18 protein-coding genes and 1 pseudogene are annotated in these 18,382 nt (G+C 53.7%); 12 read left to right on the plus strand and 7 right to left on the minus strand.

Going from position 1 to position 18,382, the window contains the following annotated elements; genetic code table 11:
* Positions 1-136: 136 nt before the first annotated feature.
* The 4 genes from pspD to pspA are packed head-to-tail and all read right to left on the minus strand — an operon-like array spanning position 137 to position 1,675.
* A complete protein-coding gene (gene pspD / locus ACMGGU_RS10900; protein WP_023312043.1) occupies positions 137-361 on the minus strand; it encodes a phage shock protein PspD in 225 nt (74 codons plus the stop codon).
* A gap of 12 nt (positions 362-373) precedes the next feature.
* Positions 374-733 carry an envelope stress response membrane protein PspC gene (gene pspC, locus ACMGGU_RS10905; protein ID WP_023617934.1) on the minus strand — a complete coding sequence of 120 codons (360 nt, stop codon included), beginning with the start codon at positions 731-733 and terminating at the stop codon, positions 374-376.
* Positions 733-957: an envelope stress response membrane protein PspB gene (pspB, locus tag ACMGGU_RS10910; RefSeq protein WP_023312045.1), complete on the minus strand. Its 225-nt coding sequence runs from the start codon at positions 955-957 to the stop codon at positions 733-735. The genes pspC and pspB overlap by 1 nt, the downstream gene beginning before the upstream one ends.
* Positions 958-1,006: 49 nt before the next feature.
* Positions 1,007-1,675 (minus strand): phage shock protein PspA, encoded by a 669-nt coding sequence (gene pspA, locus ACMGGU_RS10915; RefSeq protein ID WP_023617933.1) that lies wholly within the window; start codon positions 1,673-1,675, stop codon positions 1,007-1,009.
* A 151-nt stretch (positions 1,676-1,826) separates the two neighbouring features.
* Here pspA and pspF point away from each other — a divergent pair, with 151 nt between their 5' ends.
* Positions 1,827-2,819 (plus strand): phage shock protein operon transcriptional activator, encoded by a 993-nt coding sequence (pspF, locus tag ACMGGU_RS10920; RefSeq protein WP_262777938.1) that lies wholly within the window; start codon positions 1,827-1,829, stop codon positions 2,817-2,819.
* A gap of 81 nt (positions 2,820-2,900) precedes the next feature.
* Positions 2,901-3,176 carry a hypothetical protein gene (locus ACMGGU_RS10925; RefSeq protein ID WP_395299347.1) on the plus strand — a complete coding sequence of 92 codons (276 nt, stop codon included), beginning with the start codon at positions 2,901-2,903 and terminating at the stop codon, positions 3,174-3,176.
* Positions 3,177-3,238: 62 nt separating this feature from the next.
* Here ACMGGU_RS10925 and ACMGGU_RS10930 read toward each other — a convergent pair whose 3' ends face one another.
* The gene (locus ACMGGU_RS10930; RefSeq protein WP_139177171.1) at positions 3,239-3,787 is read right to left on the minus strand and encodes a hypothetical protein; all 549 of its coding nucleotides are present in this window, start codon (positions 3,785-3,787) and stop codon (positions 3,239-3,241) included.
* A gap of 377 nt (positions 3,788-4,164) precedes the next feature.
* Here ACMGGU_RS10930 and sapA point away from each other — a divergent pair, with 377 nt between their 5' ends.
* The 6 genes from sapA to ACMGGU_RS10960 all read left to right on the plus strand — a co-directional run bounded on the left by sapA (position 4,165) and on the right by ACMGGU_RS10960 (position 10,534).
* A complete protein-coding gene (gene sapA, locus ACMGGU_RS10935) occupies positions 4,165-5,805 on the plus strand; it encodes an ABC transporter substrate-binding protein SapA (protein ID WP_395299348.1) in 1,641 nt (546 codons plus the stop codon).
* Positions 5,802-6,767, plus strand: coding sequence for a putrescine export ABC transporter permease SapB (sapB, locus tag ACMGGU_RS10940; protein ID WP_069719064.1), 966 nt, complete (start codon positions 5,802-5,804; stop codon positions 6,765-6,767). The genes sapA and sapB overlap by 4 nt, the downstream gene beginning before the upstream one ends.
* Positions 6,754-7,644 (plus strand): putrescine export ABC transporter permease SapC, encoded by an 891-nt coding sequence (gene sapC / locus ACMGGU_RS10945; protein ID WP_045908876.1) that lies wholly within the window; start codon positions 6,754-6,756, stop codon positions 7,642-7,644. Before sapB ends, sapC begins: the two co-directional genes overlap by 14 nt.
* Positions 7,644-8,636 carry a putrescine export ABC transporter ATP-binding protein SapD gene (gene sapD, locus ACMGGU_RS10950; RefSeq protein ID WP_025756605.1) on the plus strand — a complete coding sequence of 331 codons (993 nt, stop codon included), beginning with the start codon at positions 7,644-7,646 and terminating at the stop codon, positions 8,634-8,636. Before sapC ends, sapD begins: the two co-directional genes overlap by 1 nt.
* Before the next feature lies 1 nt (position 8,637).
* A complete protein-coding gene (sapF, locus tag ACMGGU_RS10955) occupies positions 8,638-9,444 on the plus strand; it encodes a putrescine export ABC transporter ATP-binding protein SapF (protein WP_008501227.1) in 807 nt (268 codons plus the stop codon).
* A 148-nt stretch (positions 9,445-9,592) separates the two neighbouring features.
* A complete protein-coding gene (locus ACMGGU_RS10960) occupies positions 9,593-10,534 on the plus strand; it encodes an ATP-grasp fold amidoligase family protein (RefSeq protein ID WP_196364480.1) in 942 nt (313 codons plus the stop codon).
* Here the strand turns inward: ACMGGU_RS10960 and ACMGGU_RS10965 are convergent.
* Both ACMGGU_RS10965 and ACMGGU_RS10970 read right to left on the minus strand, forming a co-directional pair.
* Positions 10,515-11,579, minus strand: coding sequence for an ATP-binding protein (locus tag ACMGGU_RS10965; protein ID WP_021240288.1), 1,065 nt, complete (start codon positions 11,577-11,579; stop codon positions 10,515-10,517). The genes ACMGGU_RS10960 and ACMGGU_RS10965 overlap by 20 nt on opposite strands.
* A complete protein-coding gene (locus ACMGGU_RS10970; protein ID WP_223539067.1) occupies positions 11,576-12,280 on the minus strand; it encodes a response regulator in 705 nt (234 codons plus the stop codon). The genes ACMGGU_RS10965 and ACMGGU_RS10970 overlap by 4 nt, the downstream gene beginning before the upstream one ends.
* Before the next feature lie 247 nt (positions 12,281-12,527).
* On the opposite strand from ACMGGU_RS10970, the gene ACMGGU_RS10975 reads away from it, so the two are divergent.
* The 4 genes and pseudogenes from ACMGGU_RS10975 to ACMGGU_RS10990 all read left to right on the plus strand — a co-directional run bounded on the left by ACMGGU_RS10975 (position 12,528) and on the right by ACMGGU_RS10990 (position 18,329).
* Positions 12,528-12,938 (plus strand): transporter, encoded by a 411-nt coding sequence (locus tag ACMGGU_RS10975; protein ID WP_080276751.1) that lies wholly within the window; start codon positions 12,528-12,530, stop codon positions 12,936-12,938.
* Between the two features lie 95 nt (positions 12,939-13,033).
* Positions 13,034-16,129 (plus strand): annotated as a pseudogene (locus ACMGGU_RS10980) (multidrug efflux RND transporter permease subunit).
* 270 nt (positions 16,130-16,399) lie between these two features.
* Positions 16,400-17,188, plus strand: coding sequence for an enoyl-ACP reductase FabI (fabI, locus tag ACMGGU_RS10985; protein WP_003856831.1), 789 nt, complete (start codon positions 16,400-16,402; stop codon positions 17,186-17,188).
* Between the two features lie 154 nt (positions 17,189-17,342).
* On the plus strand, positions 17,343-18,329 hold the full coding sequence (locus ACMGGU_RS10990; protein WP_008501221.1) for a CMD domain-containing protein: 987 nt from the start codon (positions 17,343-17,345) through the stop codon (positions 18,327-18,329).
* Positions 18,330-18,382 lie beyond the last annotated feature (53 nt).

An 18,382-nucleotide genomic window follows, 5' to 3' on the forward strand; every position in this document is an offset into this window, starting at 1 on the left:
CAGGAGAAAAACACGATTGCAAAGCAGCTCAGCACAATATTGTGAGCTGCCGCAAAGAAAGCAGGGTTAACGAGGAAGTGCGGTTAATCATCGCCAGCCCCTCTCCTGGAAGAGTAAGGGCTAACGCGTGAGGGAATTACTGGGACAAGTAGCGGCGCGACAGCCGTTTTGCCACTTTTTGCAACAGCGGTTCGAGCGCCACGGCCAGAACCATTCTGACTGGCTTGCGGGCAACAGATTTTATCGCCCACCCCGCCACGCCTGCCGGGCCGAAACGTAACGCGGTCAGCAGGACCAGTTTACCTGCGATTTTGAGGCCGGGTTTAACCTTCTGACCGGCCTGTTGCCAGTGTTGTTTCATCTCTTCTCTCTCTTAAAGCTGACGAAAACGACTTCTCAGCGTAAAAGTATCCGACGTGACATAGCGTTCCATTTCCCGTAACCGCTTCTCCCCGGCAGCGAGTTGTTCATCAACAGCATTAAGGAGATCGCTGCTGGTGGGGGCGCCTTCCGCCGCCAGTTCTCCTTCCGGCATCGGGTCAAGAACAAACGACAGCACGATGTACGCGACCAGGGTAATAAATGCCAGACCAAAGAAGATCGACAGCACCGTCACCACGCGTACCAGCTTAACCGGGACGTCAAGATAATGAGCCAGCCCGGCACAGACGCCGCGTACCATGCCCTGCTGTGGAATTCGCCACAGTTTTTTGTTCAGATTCAGTCCAGACATTAACGGTCCCTCCAGTTTGGATGTTCAGCATCCAGGATGGCTTCCAGCGCCTGAATGCGTTCGCGCATTTTGTTCGCCTCGTCGGAGAGCTGTACCAGACGCTGTTGTTCACTCTGGGAGAGTTCGCCCCGTGAGGAACGGTTGCTGTAGTGCAGCCATAGCCAAATCGGCAAAACGAACAGCACGAAAATAGTCAGGGGAATAGCCAGAAAAAGCGCGCTCATGTGTACTCCTTGTCTTACGATGCGGCACGTTCAGGTGCCGCACGAATTATTATTGGTTATCTTGCTTCATTTTGGCTTTCAGTGCCGCCAGCTGCTCGCTGATTTCATCATCGGCCTTGAGGTCAGCAAACTGCTGATCCAGCGACTTCTGCTTACCGATACCGTGACTTTCGGCTTCCGCTTCCATCTGGTCGATACGACGCTCAAACGACTCAAAACGGGCCATCGCTTCATCAAGCTTACCGCTGTCGAGCTGGCGACGCACGTCACGGGAAGAGCTTGCCGCCTGATGACGCAGGGTCAGCGCCTGCTGACGCGCGCGGGTTTCGCTCAGCTTGTTTTCCAGCTCGCCAATCTCTTTCTTCATGCGGGTGAGCGTGTCATCCACCAGCGTCACTTCATGCTCGAGCGTCGCGACCATGTCTGCCAGCTTCTGTTTTTCGATCAGCGCCGCACGGGCCAGATCCTCTTTGTCTTTGCGCAGCGCGAGTTCTGCTTTTTCCTGCCATTCGTTCAACTGAGCGGTGGCCTGTTCAATACGACGAGTAAGCTGTTTTTTCTCCGCCAGCGCGCGGGCGGAGGTAGAGCGGACTTCAACCAGCGTGTCTTCCATTTCCTGAATCATCAGACGCACCAGCTTCTGCGGATCTTCCGCTTTCTCCAGCAATGAGTTGATGTTGGCGTTCACGATGTCGGCAAAACGAGAAAAAATACCCATAATTGACTCCTCATAGTTCTGTTATCGGGCGATGCCCTGCTGCACAGATAATACAAATCTCATGCCAACTTTTTATCTTATTGATTTAACAGGTCATGGTTGATTTTCATGCAGTGAAGAACTATTCTTGCCTGGTGAATATCGCTAAGGAGTGGTTAATTTCATCATGCCTGGATACAAAGACAATTTACTCGGCGAAGCAAACAGTTTTCTGGAAGTGCTGGAACAGGTTTCTCGCCTGGCGCCGCTCAATAAACCGGTGCTGATTATCGGCGAGCGCGGTACGGGTAAGGAACTCATCGCCAACCGTCTCCACTACTTATCCGGGCGCTGGGACGGCCCCTTCATTTCCCTTAACTGCGCGGCGCTGAATGAAAACCTGCTCGACACCGAGCTCTTCGGCCATGAAGCGGGTGCGTTTACCGGTGCCCAGAAACGCCATCCCGGACGCTTTGAGCGCGCCGACGGCGGTACGCTGTTTCTTGATGAACTGGCCACCGCGCCCATGCTGGTGCAGGAGAAACTGCTGCGCGTGATTGAATACGGCGAGCTGGAGCGCGTCGGCGGTAGCCAGCCGCTGCAGGTGAACGTGCGCCTGGTGTGTGCCACTAACGCCAACCTGCCGGAGATGGTGGCACAGGAGAAATTCCGTGCCGACCTGCTCGACCGCCTGGCCTTTGACGTCGTGCAGCTTCCTCCGCTGCGCGAGCGAAGAAGCGACATTATGCTGCTGGCAGACCAGTTTGCGATTCAGATGTGCCGCGAGCTCGGACTGCCGCTGTTCCCCGGCTTCAGCGATTATGCACGGGAGACGCTGCTCTCGTACCACTGGCCGGGCAATATCCGCGAGCTGAAAAACGTCGTGGAGCGTTCCGTCTATCGCCACGGCAGCAGCGAGACGGAGCTGGACAACATCATTATCGATCCTTTTCAGCGCAGCGCCCCGACCTTGCCCGCACCAGCATCTCCAGGCGACGCCCCTGCTCTTCCCCTTGATCTGCGCCAGTTCCAGCACGACCAGGAGAAACAGCTGCTGGAGCAAAGCCTGAAGATGGCGAAATACAACCAGAAACGGGCGGCTGAACTGCTGGGTTTGACCTACCATCAGTTAAGGGCATTGCTCAAAAAGCATCAAATGCGATGACAGTGTCTATCACTTTAAAATTCACTTATTTTATGAAAAAAAAGCAATAGATGAATCAAGAAGAATAAGGATATTATTAAGATGGCTATTTTAGATTTTTTGATTTCTCTCGCATTCTGCTTAGTCGGTATTTTCTACATCTGGCATACAAGTAAAGCTCTGAGGACAGGAGTTTTTATTGGCTGGCTCAACGGAACCTATGAGAAGTATTATGTTCATTGCTCTAAACACCCCTGGAAATTCTATTTTAACCTTTTAACCATGGCGAGCGGTGGTTCGTTACTTTTAGCTGTCGGCATCATTTCACTTGATCAAAATAACTTTATTTTCAAGACACTAAGCTCACTATTCCAGTGATGCGCTTGCTTCTGGGCACTCTTATTATTCATTATGTAGCTATCTCAGGACACTCTTTTGAATTAGTGAATTGCCTCATGGCTTATTATTTTACCGCCGTGAGCATTGACTTTTTTGACCACACGAATAGAGTCTGTGTAGAAAAAAGACGAAGCGTCATCCCACTGGCAGAATTCAATTTCACGCTTTAAGAATTCGTCATAATAGACAACCCCAGCCTTGCAACGGCAATGTTTTCCGCATGAAGGTCCTGGGTAGTTCATCCTGAAAGGGTAAGTTCCGCTAACTGTTTGCGTTGCACTGGAAACGATGATTGCTTCAGTGCTTTCCCAGAGTGTGAAAGATACGACACCCACTACAAACACAAAACAAGCCAGGAAAAACTTAACGCGCTCCAGTTTACCCTCTTTGCTTTTGACGCGTGACGAAACGCGCCATGATGCAAAGGCACCTATAGCGACTGAAATCAAGATAATTGGACAATAAACAGAACCTGGTTCTATCAAGTACGCATCGCTTGTATAGATGTCAAGCCGACACATCCCGTAAAACCATAATCCCAGGCAAAAGTATGCAAACACTTCGCGTTTGGCGGGTAGTCTGAATGCCATAACTTGTTTTACTTTAGTAAAAAATCATAATATATCAGACACATATTAGAATTAAAATGATATCGCACCTGGAATGTACCCTGCATTCCTGTCATTTTACCCAGCGAAGACGTAACTATACCGACTGACTTTGCGAAACCCTGTCTGCCGGGTTAAATCCTTCGTTTATAGCGAGTCAGATACGCCACGAAAATGCTAAGATAGTCCATGAGGTATATTCAAAGTGGATTGCAGGTATGAACGTGCATCGGGTTGTGACGCTGAGTGACCGACTGCAAACGTTACTGCCCCCATTATGCCCTCAGGCTTAAACGATACTGGATAATGTCGTTTAAAATTAGTAGGATAGCCACTTCATATTTAATACCTTAAAAATTATGCGTCTGGTTTTATCGTCCTTTTTTGCACTTGGTCTGTTTAGCAGCCAGGCCTTTGCCGCGCCCGGGCAAACGCCGCAGCCTGACATTCGTGACAGCGGCTTCGTCTATTGCGTAAGCGGCCAGGTGGATACCTTCAACCCGCAAAAAGCGGGCAGCGGCCTGATTGTGGATACCCTTGCCGCGCAGCTTTACGATCGTCTGCTTGATGTTGACCCGTACACCTACCGTCTCGTGCCCGAGCTTGCGGAAAGCTGGGAAGTGCTGGATAACGGCGCAACCTACCGTTTTCACCTGCGCGATGATGTCGCGTTTCAGCGTACGCCGTGGTTTACCCCCTCGCGCAAGCTGAACGCGGATGACGTGGTCTTCACCTTCCAGCGTATCTTCAACCGCAACCATCCGTGGCATAACGTTAACGGAAGCAATTTCCCCTATTTCGACAGCCTGCAGTTTGCCGACACCGTGAAAAGCGTACGTAAGCTCGACAACCGCACGGTTGAATTCACGCTGACGCGCCCGGATGCCTCCTTCCTCTGGCACCTGGCAACGCACTATGCATCCGTCATGTCAGCCGAATACGCGGCTCAGCTGACGAAAAAAGATCGTCAGGAACTGCTCGATCGCCAGCCGGTTGGCACCGGTCCGTTCCAGTTGGCCGAATACCGCGCTGGTCAATATATTCGTCTGCAGCGCCATGAACACTTCTGGCGCGGTACGCCGCTGATGCCGCAGGTGGTGGTCGATCTCGGCTCTGGCGGAACGGGGCGGCTCTCGAAACTGCTCACCGGGGAATGTGACGTGCTTGCCTGGCCCGCGGCCAGCCAACTCACGATTTTGCGCGACGATCCGCGTCTGCGTCTGACGCTACGCCCGGGGATGAACATCGCGTATCTGGCCTTTAACACGGATAAACCGCCGTTGAACAACCCTGCCGTTCGACACGCCCTTGCGCTGGCCATTAACAACCAGCGTCTGATGCAGTCGATCTATTACGGCACGGCGGAAACCGCCGCCTCAATTTTACCGCGCGCCTCGTGGGCCTATGACGGTGAAGCTAAAATTACGGAATACAATCCGGCAAAAGCGCGTGAACAGCTGAAAGCGCTGGGGGCGGAAAACCTCACGCTGCAGCTTTGGGTGCCCACCAGTTCCCAGGCGTGGAACCCCAGCCCGCTCAAGACCGCCGAACTGCTGCAGGCAGATATGGCGCAGGTAGGCGTCAAAGTGATCATCGTACCGGTAGAGGGCCGTTTCCAGGAGGCGCGCCTGATGGATATGAATCATGATTTAACCCTCACCGGCTGGGCCACCGACAGCAACGACCCGGACAGCTTCTTCCGGCCGCTGCTGAGCTGTGCGGCGATAAACTCGCAGACCAACTACGCCCACTGGTGTAACCGGGAGTTTGACGGCGTGCTGCAAAAAGCGCTGGCTTCCCAACAGCTGGCCTCGCGCATCGACGCCTATGATGAAGCGCAGAAGATCCTTGCTCAGGAACTGCCGGTGCTGCCGCTGGCCTCTTCCCTGCGCCTTCAGGCGTATCGCTATGATATTAAAGGCCTGGTGCTGAGCCCGTTTGGCAACGCCTCGTTCGCCGGCGTGTCGCGTGAAAAAGAACAAGAGGTGAAAAAACCATGATTATTTTTACCTTGCGTCGGCTCCTTTTGCTGCTGGTGACGCTCTTTTTCCTGAACTTTGTCGGCTTTAGTCTGAGCTATTTCACACCCCACGCCCCGCTCCAGGGATCGTCGCTGTGGGATGCCTGGCTCTTCTGGTTTAACGGGCTGCTGCACTGGGATTTCGGCGTATCCAGCATTAACGGGCAGCTTATTTCCGATCAGTTGAAAGAGGTTTTCCCGGCCACGATGGAACTGTGCATTCTGGCCTTCGGTTTTGCCCTGATGGTCGGGATCCCCGTGGGCATGCTGGCCGGGATATATCGCAACAAATGGCAGGATAAGTTTATCAGCGCCCTCGCCCTGCTCGGCTTCTCCATCCCGGTCTTCTGGCTGGCGCTACTGCTGACGCTTTTCTTCTCGCTGACGATGGGCTGGCTACCGGTTTCTGGCCGTTTTGACCTGCTCTACACGGTTAAAACGGTGACGGGCTTTGCCATCATCGATGCGTGGCTGTCTGATTCGGTGTGGCGTCACGAGATGATCGTCAGCGCCCTGCGCCATATGGTATTGCCGGTGCTGACGCTGGCGGTTGCGCCAACAACCGAAGTGATCCGCCTGATGCGCCTGAGCACCATCGAGGTGTTTGACCAGAACTATGTCAAAGCCGCCGCCACGCGCGGACTGTCGCGCCTGACCATCCTGCGCCGCAACGTCCTGCACAACGCGCTGCCGCCGGTTATTCCGCGTCTGGGATTACAGTTTTCCACCATGCTCACGCTGGCCATGATCACCGAGATGGTCTTTAGCTGGCCTGGCCTGGGACGGTGGCTGATTAACGCTATCCGCCAGCAGGACTACGCCGCGATTTCCGCAGGCGTGATGGTGATTGGTTCGCTGGTGATTATTGTCAACGTGTTGTCCGATATTCTGGGTGCCATGGCCAACCCATTGAAGCATAAGGAATGGTATGCCTTACGATAGCGTATACAGTGAAAAGCGCACGCCCGGTGTGCTGCGTACCGTGTGGCGTAAATTCTATGGCGATACCACGGCAATGATCGGCCTTTATGGCTGTGCCGGTCTGGTGTTGCTGTGCGTCTTTGGCTCCTGGTTTGCGCCGTATGGCATTGACCAGCAGTTCCTTGGCTATCAGTTGCTGCCGCCGTCCTGGTCCCGCTACGGGGAAGTCTCCTTCTTCCTGGGGACGGACGACCTCGGACGTGACGTGTTGAGCCGCCTGCTGAGCGGTGCGGCCCCGACGGTGGGCGGCGCGTTTGTGGTGACGCTCGCGGCCACGATCTGCGGGCTGGCGCTGGGTATTTTTGCGGGATCCACGCATGGCCTGCGCTCGGCGGTGCTTAACCACATTCTGGATACGCTGCTGTCGATTCCGTCTCTGCTGCTGGCGATCATTGTGGTTGCCTTTGCCGGTCCGCACCTGTCTCATGCCATGTTCGCCGTCTGGCTGGCTATCCTGCCCCGCATCGTGCGCTCGGTTTACAGCATGGTGCATGACGAGCTGGAAAAAGAGTATGTCGTCGCTGCGCGTCTGGACGGCGCGACCACCTTCAACATCCTGTGGTTTGCCGTGCTGCCTAACATCGCGTCCGGGCTGGTCACCGAGATCACCCGCGCCCTGTCGATGGCGATTCTGGACATCGCGGCGCTCGGCTTCCTCGACCTCGGCGCGCAGCTGCCGTCGCCTGAATGGGGTGCGATGCTCGGTGACGCGCTGGAGTTAATTTACGTGGCGCCGTGGACGGTTATGCTGCCGGGTGCGGCCATTATGGTGAGCGTGCTGCTGATCAACCTGCTGGGCGACGGTATTCGCCGTGCAATTAACGCGGGGGTGCAATAATGCCGCTTCTTGATATTCGCAACCTCACCATTGAATTCAAAACCGGTGAAGGCTGGGTTAAAGCCGTCGATCGCATCAGTATTACCCTCGCGGAAGGTGAAATCCGCGGGCTGGTGGGGGAATCCGGCTCAGGCAAAAGCCTGATCGCCAAAGCCATCTGCGGCGTGGCGAAAGATAACTGGCGCGTGACCGCAGACCGTATGCGGTTTGATGACATCGACCTGCTGCGCCTCTCTCCCCGCGAGCGGCGTAAGCTGGTCGGGCATAACGTCTCGATGATTTTCCAGGAGCCGCAGTCCTGTCTCGACCCGTCCGAACGCGTGGGCAAACAGTTGATGCAGAACATCCCCGGCTGGACCTATAAAGGCCGCTGGTGGCAGCGCATTGGCTGGCGCAAGCGTCGTGCCATTGAGCTTTTACACCGCGTCGGGATCAAAGATCACAAAGATGCGATGCGCAGCTTCCCGTACGAGTTGACCGACGGTGAATGTCAGAAAGTGATGATTGCCATCGCGCTGGCTAATCAGCCGCGTTTGCTGATTGCTGATGAACCGACGAACGCGATGGAACCCACCACGCAGGCGCAAATCTTCCGCCTGCTGTCGCGTCTCAACCAGAACAACAACACCACCATTTTGCTGATCAGCCATGACCTGCAAATGCTCAGCAAATGGGCGGATAAAATTGACGTGATGTACTGCGGACAAACGGTCGAAACCGCGCCGAGTGAAGACCTGATCACCGCACCGCACCACCCGTATACGCAGGCGCTAATCCGCGCAATTCCCGATTTTGGCAGCGCCATGCCGCATAAGAGCCGCCTGAATACCCTGCCCGGGGCGATTCCGCTGCTGGAATCGTTGCCGATAGGCTGTCGTCTGGGGCCGCGTTGTCCGTATGCTCAGCGTAAATGTATCGAGACGCCACGCCTGACCGGGGCCAAAAATCATCTTTACGCCTGTCATTTCCCGCTGAACATGGAGAGAGAGTGAAATGGTCGAAACCTTGCTTGAAGTCCGCAACCTGAGTAAGACCTTTCGCTACCGCACGGGGCTGTTTCATCGTCAAACTGTCGACGCGGTAAAACCGCTCAGCTTTACCCTGCGTGAAAAACAGACCCTGGCGATCATCGGCGAGAACGGTTCCGGGAAATCGACCCTGGCGAAAATGCTTGCCGGCATGGTTGAACCCACGGCTGGCGAAGTATTGATTGACGATCACCCTCTGACGTTCGGGGATTACTCTTTCCGCAGCCAGCGCATCCGCATGATCTTCCAGGATCCATCGACCTCACTCAATCCGCGCCAGCGCATTTCGCAGATCCTCGATTTTCCGCTGCGTCTGAACACCGACCTGGAACCCGAGGCGCGCCGCAAGCGTATCTTCGAAACCCTGCGCATGGTTGGGCTGTTACCGGATCACGAAAGCTACTACCCACACATGCTGGCCCCCGGCCAGAAACAGCGTCTGGGTCTGGCGCGTGCGTTGATTTTGCGCCCGAAAGTGATCATTGCTGACGAAGCGCTTGCCTCGCTGGATATGTCGATGCGTTCGCAGCTGATTAACCTGATGCTGGAGCTGCAGGAAAAACAGGGCATCTCGTATATCTACGTCACCCAGCATCTGGGGATGATGAAACACATCAGCGATCAGGTGATGGTTATGCACCAGGGTGAAGTGGTCGAGCGCGGCAGCACGGCGGATGTGATGGCCTCCCCGCTTCACGAGCTGACAAAACGGCTGATAGCCGGTCATTTCGGTGAAGCACTCACAGCCGATGCGTGGCGCAAAGACCGGTAAACAAACGTTGCACCGCTTAATAAGGATTAAATAGCCTTAATACGCTGTTTAATCCTTAACTTTTTCATCTCCATTGCTGCTCCATACTCTCAGCAAAATACATCAACAGTTCTTCTCCAGAATATCCGGACATTACGGAGGAGAAGAAATGAACAACGCCACTTACATTCTCAAATATACCGAGTATCTCATCAGAAAATGTCGTTCATTTTTAATGACAGACCTGTACTTTCATACTGTGAGGCTCAAGAAAACATCGGGGAAGCATCCTGACATTAAATCCCCCACGACGTTGAGTGAAAAAATATGTCATCGTCTGGTTTATGACCACAATAACGTCTATACCCTGCTTGCCGATAAACTCGCCGTTCGGGAATACGTAATCTCCAGAACAACGCGAGTCAAAACGGTGCCATTACTCGGCGTCTACAGTAAGGTGTCCCAGATTGATTTTTCGACGCTCCCTGAAAAATTCGTCCTTAAGTGCAACCATGACAGTGGCAGCACAATAATATGTACAAACAAAGCGCAATTTAACGTCAGGGAAGCGTGTAAAAAACTCAGTCTCGCGTTAAAGAAAAATATGTACTACACCACGCGCGAATGGCAGTACAAAAACATTACGCCAAAAATACTTTGCGAACCGTATGTCGATCTCTTCGATGATGCAGACAGGAACACAGCGCCCGAAATGCTGAGGATCCATTGTTTTCATGGCGTTGCCCACTATGTTGAAGCGGATTTTACGGATGATAACGGCAAAGATTTCATCAACGTTTACGACAGGTACTGGAACTTACAACCCTTTCAGATGGAATATCCGAATACACCGTTGGCGCCAGGCGAACCGGCCTTGTTCCGACAAGCGTTGCTGGCATCCCAGGAACTGGCGGATGGCATTGACTACTGCCGCGTTGACCTCATGCTAAAAAATGATGAAATCTATTTCAGTGAAATAACCTTAAGCCCGAGACGCGGTAAACTGTCGATTACCCCGCAGGAATGGGATGCTAAGCTAGGAAAAATATGGCATTTACCGCCGGCAGGCACATTTGACCTGCCGCTGACGCTCACGAGTCGGGCCAGGTGAGTTTAAATATTGAGTGGTTTTGCGTTGATAAGGTATAGGTAACATCGCCACCATGCGCCAGCATGATGGCTTTTACCACCGACAAGCCCAAACCACAGCCTTCCGGGTTCAACTGTCTGGCGCCGTTATCGCGCTGAAAGGGCTGAAACAGGAAGTCATGAAACTCCCTGGGAATACCCGGTCCCCCATCCTGAATCAGGATAAAATTGCCTTTATCCGAAACACCATTTTTTACCGTGAGCTTGCGCGAAGTTGAATAGTGTAAGGCATTGTCAAATAAAACGGTCAGACACTGATTGATGCGTAAGGGATCGAATACGCACTGCTGCTCCCTCAGTTCAGTATGGACGGTAAATGCCTTACGGTTGAACTCGGGCATGAAGGTATCGAGCGCGTCCTGTATTGTCCCTTTCAGATCCGTTCTGGCCTGGTATAACGTGTATCCTGCCCCGCCATCCGAACTGATAACCCGGAGGTCTTCAATCAGACGGGTTAATCCTTCCGTCTGTTTGAGGAGGTTAGTAAACAGCACCGGATCCGGGGTAAACACCCCGTCAACCAGCCCCTGAAGCCTTCCGCGTAAAATGGTGACCGGGGTTCTGAGTTCATGTGCAATCGCAGCATTCCAGGATTTCCGCTGGATATCGAGCGTTTGCAGCTTTTCTGCCATTTCATTGAAATCCGTAACCAGGTGATTGATCTCTCCCAGCCGGGAACTGGCACAGAATGCCCTGGCGTCCAGATCGCCTTGGGAAATTTTTTTCAGGCTGGACGCGACCGCGTTCAGCGGGGTGAGTATTCGCGATGAAAGTTTGACCGTAAAGAATACGGCAATGATCAGGCTGATCGTTGTCGCGGTCCCAATCCATACCCAGTCCCACATCGTCATCTGCTCGTCATCGCCCGCAGCAGGGCCGCCGGGAAGATGATCCAGAATAAAGGAGTAAAAAAACCAGGAGCCCAGTATGGCGATGGCAATTATCGTAAACGTCAGCAACAGCATATACGTTAAGATCTGACGACTCAGGACAGATTCTTTATTCATTTCTTTTCCCCAAGCCGGTAACCCATGCCCCTGATGCTCTCGGGAACGCCATAAAGACCGGCCTGCTCCAGTTTTTTTCGCAGCTTGCTCATATGGCTGTCGACAGTTCTGTCGAGCGTATCGCCTTCCGGCAAACACGCGTTGAGCAACTCTTCACGGGAACAGACCTTGCGCGGATACCGCACCAGGTAAGAAAGCAATTTAAATTCGGTCGTCGTTAAGACCGGGGAGATAACCTCGGGCCCCGCAGTAACCTCCACGTAGAAATCATCCGGATAGACCGTAATGAATGGCGTTCTGAGCGGCAGGGCCCCCGCCTGCTGAAGCGCAGGCTTTGTTCTACGCAGCACCGCCTCAACCCGTGCGACAACTTCCGAAGGGTTGAAGGGTTTGATGACGTAATCATCCGCGCCGAGCCTCAGACCCATAAGTTTATCGACGTCCTGATCGAGAGCGGAAACCATAATGACGGGGACAGCACTTTCATGGCGAAGCGTGGTAAGCACGCTCCAGCCGTCACACACGGGCAGGTGAATGTCCAGCAAGATGAGATCCGGTTTATGGAGGCGATTGAGCGTTATCGCCTGCTCGCCCTGCCTGGCCCTGAGCGTTTTCATTCCCGAACGCTCTAAGTAGCTCATCAGTATATCGGCGATTTCGTCTTCGTCTTCAACAACAAGGATCAGCGTATTTTTGTTCATATTATCTCCGCGGGTGAAATCCCTTTAAGCACGCTATCAGATATCTTGAGCACAATAAGACACAGCCTCCGGGAAAAAGTGCCGTAGTCACGAAAATTTCCCGGTTGATTTAAATGCCCGGTTATTTCTCCACACAGCCTACACATTCAGTCAATAAAGACTCGACAATGTCCGTTCAAAATCGCTAATGAGGCATAACGCGTTGTGCATTGCGCGCTGCAAATTACCACTGTTTCTTAAAGATTTTATGAAGTTGGCTGAAATAATGAACATGGAATTTTCCAAATATTTTTCTCCTAAAAAACTGGGTATATATTCCCTGTTTCTGCTGCTGTCGTGGGGATTACTTTATACCTGGCTGGTGCTGGTACACAGAATGGATGAGAAAGTCGCCTCGACGCTGCTCTCTTCACCCCTTATCTATGGCTGCATCGCATTGTCAGTGATTTTTCTGGTCATACAAAATAAAGCCGGCGCGTTCATTGAGCTACTTATCATCGCCTTCTGGCTGATGGTGATTTTTGTTTATCTCATTATTACGTTCACCGTGCTGTTAAACGCGATACCCGATATTGAGGATCTGATCTTTTACTATGAATGTTATTTGATCATTTTTTTTGGTGGAGCACCGCTGTACCTCATTATGAGAATGATCTGAGCCATTGCTCCACACGGCCTCCATAAACCGCCCACTTCCGCTAAACAGGTGCGCGGTAGAGTCTCTGCCTCACTCTTTTGCACAAAAATAACCCAATGCCTCATTTTTTTATCGAACGTCCCATTTTCGCCTGGGTTGTGGCGCTGTTTATCGTCCTGACGGGTCTCCTGTCTATTCCTCGTTTGCCGGTTGCGCAGTATCCGGCGGTGGCTCCGCCAGGCATCATTATTTCCGTCAGTTACCCGGGGGCCAGCCCCGATATCATGAATACGTCGGTGATTTCGTTAATCGAGCGCGAAATCTCTGGCGTAGATAATTTGCTCTATTTCGAATCATCCAGCGACACAACCGGTTCGGCATCGATTACCGTCACGTTTAAACCCGGCACGGACATCAAGCTGGCACAGATGGATCTGCAGAACCAGATAAAGATCGTCGAGCCTCGTCTTCCTCAGGCGGTAAGACAAAACGGCATTAACGTCGAGGCCGCTAACTCTGGATTTTTAATGATGGTGGGGCTGAAGTCCACCAGCGGTCAATTCGAGGAAGCCGACTTAAGCGACTATTTTGCCCGAAACGTCAGTGACGAGCTTCGTCGCGTGCCCGGCGTAGGGAAAGTTCAGCTGTTTGGCGGCGAAAAAGCGCTGCGTATCTGGCTGGATCCGATGAAGCTCCACAGCTACGGCCTTTCGGTGAGCGATGTGCTTACTGCTGTTGGCCAGCAAAATGCCCTGGTTTCACCCGGCAAAACGGGAGATGAGCCAGCATCTGCGGGACAAGGCGTAACATATCCCATCACCGTGAAGGGGCAACTCACTTCGGTAGAGGCGTTCAGAAACATTACCCTGAAATCAGATGCATCGGGCGCGAGGCTGAAACTGTCCGACGTCGCGCGCGTTGAGTCCGGCCTGCAAAGTTACGCTTTCGGTATCCGCGAAAATGGCGTGCCCGCAACGGCTGCGGCAATCCAGCTCTCGCCGGGTGCCAACGCAATGAGTACGGCTTCAGGCGTACGCGCGCGCATCGACGAGCTTTCCCAGGTATTACCGGAAGGAATGACGTTTACGGTTCCCTTCGATACCGCGCCGTTTGTGAAACTGTCTATCATGAAGGTGGTTCAGACCTTTGTAGAAGCGATGGTCCTGGTCTTCCTGGTGATGCTTCTGTTTCTGCATAAGATACGCTGTACGCTTATCCCGGCGATTGTTGCTCCCGTCGCACTTCTTGGCACCTTCACGGTGATGTTATTGAGCGGATACTCCATCAATATTCTGACGATGTTCGGCATGGTGCTGGCGATAGGGATTATCGTTGATGATGCCATTGTGGTTGTGGAGAACGTCGAACGACTGATGGCGGAAAAAAGCCTCTCGCCACGGGACGCTACCCGGCAGGCCATGCAGGAGATCACCCCGGCGATTATCGGGATCACGCTGGTGCTCACTGCCGTCTTTATCCCCATGGGGTTTGCTGAGGGTTCGGTCGGGATTATCTATCGACAATTTTGTATTTCTATGGCGGTCTCCATACTGTTGTCCGCGTTTCTGGCCCTGACACTGACGCCTGCCCTGTGCGCAACGTTACTCAAGCCGCACAAGGCAGGAAAGAGCGGAAGTGGAAGGTTCGCGGCCAGGTTTAACGCGCGCTTCCGTTTGCTCACCGTCTGTTACGAAGCCGGGCTGGGTGCCGTTCTGAAGCGAACCGGGCGTATGCTGCTCCTGTACGTTGCGCTTTGTACGGCGCTATTTGTTGGATTGTCTTCGTTACCGTCGTCTTTTCTGCCGGACGAAGATCAGGGCTACTTTATGTCCTCTATCCAGCTGCCTTCTGACGCCACGATGCAGCGCACCCTCAACGTGGTTAAAAAATTTTAAGCGGAAATTGCGGCCCGGCCGGACATAGAAAGCAACATTATGATCCTGGGGTTTGGCTTTTCAGGTTCAGGACCGAATTCGGCCATGGCCTTCACCACGCTGAAGGACTGGAAAAATCGGCAGGGCTCGACGGCTCAGGATGAAGCCGACCACATACAGGCCAGCATGACGAACGTCACTGATGCCGTCACAATGAGCCTGCTCCCGCCGGCCATTTCGGATATGGGCACCTCCTCGGGCTTCACCTGGTACGTTCAGGACAGAGCGGGAGCGGGCTATGAGGCTCTGAAGAGGGCCGCCGACGCGCTGGTTCTGCAGGCTAATCAACGCCCTGAACTCAGTGATGTCTATATAGACGGTCTGCCAGAAGGAACCAGCCTTGCGCTCCTGGTTGACCGGGAAAAGGCGGAAGCGATGGGCGTCTCATTCGATGAAATCAACCAGACGCTTTCCGTCACCCTGGGCTCAAATTACGTCAACGACTATACGAATAACGGCCGCGTTCAACAGGTGATTATGCAGGCCGATGCCCCCTACCGAATGCAGCCTGAACAGATACTGAAACTATCAGTGAAAAACCGGATGGGTGAGATGGTGCCGGTATCAACGTTTGCGACGATCTCCTGGAACGTTGCGCCGCAGCAGTTGACGCGCTACCAGGGTTATTCTGCTATACGGATTACCGGAAGTGCGGCGTCAGGCGTATCCAGCGGCACCGCAATGAAGATCATGGAGGGTTTGTCCAGGAGCCTGCCTCAGGGCATGGCGGGTGAATGGGCCGGGAGTTCGTTGCAGGAGAAAAAATCGGAATCGCAGCTTCCGGGCCTGATCGCCCTGTCGATACTGGTCGTGTTTATGGTGCTCGCCGCCCTGTATGAGAGCTGGTCTATTCCTTTTGCGGTCATGCTGGTTGTTCCACTGGGCCTTATCGGGGCGGTGATAGCGGTGTTTGTTGCCGGCATGACCAATGACGTGTTCTTTAAGGTCGGTCTGATTACGCTTATCGGCCTGTCGGCCAAGAACGCCATTCTGATTGTGGAGTTTGCCAGGCAGCTGCATCGCGAAGGGCAACCCCTGCTGGCGGCGACCATTCATGCCGCCAGTCAGCGCCTGCGCCCCATTCTGATGACATCGTTAGCCTTTACCTTAGGGGTTGTTCCTCTGATGCTGGCCAGTGGTGCAAGCGACAGTACGCAGCATGCCATCGGTACCGGCGTGTTTGGCGGCATGATTAGCGGTACGCTTCTCGCGATCTTCTTCGTACCGGTTTTCTTTATCGTTATTGCGCGCTTCATCGGCAACATCAGGAAAGCGTGAACACCCTTGCGGGATCGCGCCTCCTCGCTGGTTGGATGAGGCGAAGCTGTTGCCGGGTGATATACTGGACGAATGCTGAAATTTCGCGCCCCCGCGTGTCCGCGACGCATTCTTCGGGACATGCGACTTCGGAGAAGTGCGAGAAATATCGTGACACAAGGGGCTGTGAGTGGGCTATAATTTCGAGCTAATTTCGAATGATTTTGAAATACTGCCTGTAACGCTATGAATTACAAGGCAAAATAAGCAATGAATATAAGGATTAAAGCTATGGGTTTTCTTTCCGGTAAGCGCATTCTGGTGACTGGCGTTGCCAGCAAACTGTCCATCGCATACGGCATCGCACAGGCAATGCATCGCGAAGGCGCTGAGCTGGCGTTCACCTACCAGAACGACAAGCTGAAAGGCCGTGTTGAAGAGTTTGCCGCGCAGCTGGGTTCCAGCATTGTTCTGGAATGTGACGTTGCACAAGACGAAAGCATCGACGGCATGTTTGCTGAACTGGCAAAAGCATGGCCGAAATTCGACGGTTTCGTTCACTCCATCGGCTTCGCTCCTGGCGACCAGCTGGACGGCGACTACGTGAACGCGGTAACCCGTGATGGCTTCAAAATCGCGCACGACATCAGCTCCTACAGCTTCGTTGCGATGGCGAAATCCTGCCGCGCGATGCTGAACCCGGGCGCAGCCCTGCTGACCCTGTCCTACCTGGGCGCTGAACGTGCTATCCCTAACTACAACGTTATGGGTCTGGCTAAAGCGTCTCTGGAAGCCAACGTACGCTACATGGCGAACGCAATGGGTCCTGAAGGCGTGCGTGTTAACGCCATCTCTGCGGGTCCTATCCGCACCCTGGCCGCTTCCGGTATTAAAGATTTCCGTAAAATGCTGGCACACTGCGAAGCGGTTACCCCGATTCGTCGTACCGTTACCATTGAAGATGTGGGTAACTCTGCAGCATTCCTGTGCTCTGACCTTTCCGCGGGTATCTCCGGCGAAGTGGTTCACGTTGACGGCGGCTTCAACATCGCTGCAATGAACGAGCTGGAAATTAAATAAGCTGTGACTCTCTTCCCGCCCGGGAAGAGAGTATTTCCCCCCGCGTCACCCCTTCGTTATTCCGTTCTGCTATTTGTTATCACCTAACAATATTTTTCCCTTTATCTGCCTTACGCCAGGATATTGATCGCCATTTTGAGATCAAGGAACGCACATGGAACAACGCCGTTTTTCCGGCAAAGGCCACTGGTATCATGAAACCCAGTCAAACCACGCGCAGACGGATGTTCTGCCCCTGGTGCCCGAAGCCGCTAACGTCGACGATCGTTTTTTGCTCGATTTAGCCCTGCCTGATGAGATTGTCGCCGCCTGTTCTGGCTGGCTTACTCCTGCCAGAGCCTTATGCCACCAGCTGTTTCCACTCTCAATTCCCGTGAACCGACTGCATACGCTCAGCGCTTACGATCGGCTCAGTACCGCGTTAACGGTCGCTCAGGCCTGCGGCGTTCAGCGGCTCTGTAACCACTACGCCGCCCTCCTCGCCCCGCTTCCCGGCCCGGACTCCTCGCGCGAAAGCAACCGCCGCCTGGCGCAAATCACCCAGTATGCCCGCCAGCTCGCCAGCTCTCCTGATGTCATTGATGATAAAGCCCGGAACCAGCTTGATGAGGTGGGCCTGTCCACGTACGACATCGTGGTGATTAACCAGATTATCGGCTTTATCGGTTTTCAGGCGCGCGTGGTCGCGATTTTCCAGGCCCTGTTGGGACATCCTGTTCGCTGGTTGCCGGGGCACCATATTCAGCCGCACACGCTTCCCGCGAGCCACGATGCGTGGATGCCGCTTTTACCCGTCGTCGAGCTGCGCTACGCGAATGCGCATCAGCTGGAGTCCCTGTCCCGCTGGCAGGCCGAACCCGCGCTCGAGGCGTTGACGCCGGTGCTTTGTCATGAGCCGACGCTGCTCGACCTGACCGGAGAAATCCTGTTAAACAGCCGCGCGGAGATCCCGCAGACCTCCCCCGCACTTTCGGCAGCGGTCGAACTGCTGACCCGCTCTCCGGACCGCTTCAGCGCCGCGCAGTTTACCCCGCTCACGGATCAAGGACTCCAGGGCGAATATGCCATCACGCTGCTTACCCAAAGTGCGTTTGATGGCTGGCTCAATCGCCTGAAAGTGGCGTTTGGTAAAGAGGAATAACCACACTCATTACCCAAAGACCGCTTGCTGAGACAGTGAGAATCGCGTAAAAC

The organism is Enterobacter sp. BNK-8, assembly GCF_048685095.1.
Classification (GTDB): Bacteria; Pseudomonadota; Gammaproteobacteria; order Enterobacterales; family Enterobacteriaceae; genus Enterobacter; species Enterobacter quasiroggenkampii.

Excerpts from the sequence above, each read along its gene's own strand:
- pspD (WP_023312043.1), bottom strand. The coding sequence starts at position 361 with ATGAAACAACACTGGCAACAGGCCGGTCAGAAGGTTAAACCCGGCCTC.
- pspC (WP_023617934.1), bottom strand. The coding sequence starts at position 733 with ATGTCTGGACTGAATCTGAACAAAAAACTGTGGCGAATTCCACAGCAG.
- pspB (WP_023312045.1), bottom strand. The coding sequence starts at position 957 with ATGAGCGCGCTTTTTCTGGCTATTCCCCTGACTATTTTCGTGCTGTTC.
- pspA (WP_023617933.1), bottom strand. The coding sequence starts at position 1,675 with ATGGGTATTTTTTCTCGTTTTGCCGACATCGTGAACGCCAACATCAAC.
- ACMGGU_RS10925 (WP_395299347.1), top strand. The coding sequence starts at position 2,901 with ATGGCTATTTTAGATTTTTTGATTTCTCTCGCATTCTGCTTAGTCGGT.
- ACMGGU_RS10930 (WP_139177171.1), bottom strand. The coding sequence starts at position 3,787 with ATGGCATTCAGACTACCCGCCAAACGCGAAGTGTTTGCATACTTTTGC.
- sapA (WP_395299348.1), top strand. The coding sequence starts at position 4,165 with ATGCGTCTGGTTTTATCGTCCTTTTTTGCACTTGGTCTGTTTAGCAGC.
- sapB (WP_069719064.1), top strand. The coding sequence starts at position 5,802 with ATGATTATTTTTACCTTGCGTCGGCTCCTTTTGCTGCTGGTGACGCTC.
- sapC (WP_045908876.1), top strand. The coding sequence starts at position 6,754 with ATGCCTTACGATAGCGTATACAGTGAAAAGCGCACGCCCGGTGTGCTG.
- sapD (WP_025756605.1), top strand. The coding sequence starts at position 7,644 with ATGCCGCTTCTTGATATTCGCAACCTCACCATTGAATTCAAAACCGGT.
- sapF (WP_008501227.1), top strand. The coding sequence starts at position 8,638 with ATGGTCGAAACCTTGCTTGAAGTCCGCAACCTGAGTAAGACCTTTCGC.
- ACMGGU_RS10960 (WP_196364480.1), top strand. The coding sequence starts at position 9,593 with ATGAACAACGCCACTTACATTCTCAAATATACCGAGTATCTCATCAGA.
- ACMGGU_RS10965 (WP_021240288.1), bottom strand. The coding sequence starts at position 11,579 with ATGAATAAAGAATCTGTCCTGAGTCGTCAGATCTTAACGTATATGCTG.
- ACMGGU_RS10970 (WP_223539067.1), bottom strand. The coding sequence starts at position 12,280 with ATGAACAAAAATACGCTGATCCTTGTTGTTGAAGACGAAGACGAAATC.
- ACMGGU_RS10975 (WP_080276751.1), top strand. The coding sequence starts at position 12,528 with ATGAAGTTGGCTGAAATAATGAACATGGAATTTTCCAAATATTTTTCT.
- fabI (WP_003856831.1), top strand. The coding sequence starts at position 16,400 with ATGGGTTTTCTTTCCGGTAAGCGCATTCTGGTGACTGGCGTTGCCAGC.
- ACMGGU_RS10990 (WP_008501221.1), top strand. The coding sequence starts at position 17,343 with ATGGAACAACGCCGTTTTTCCGGCAAAGGCCACTGGTATCATGAAACC.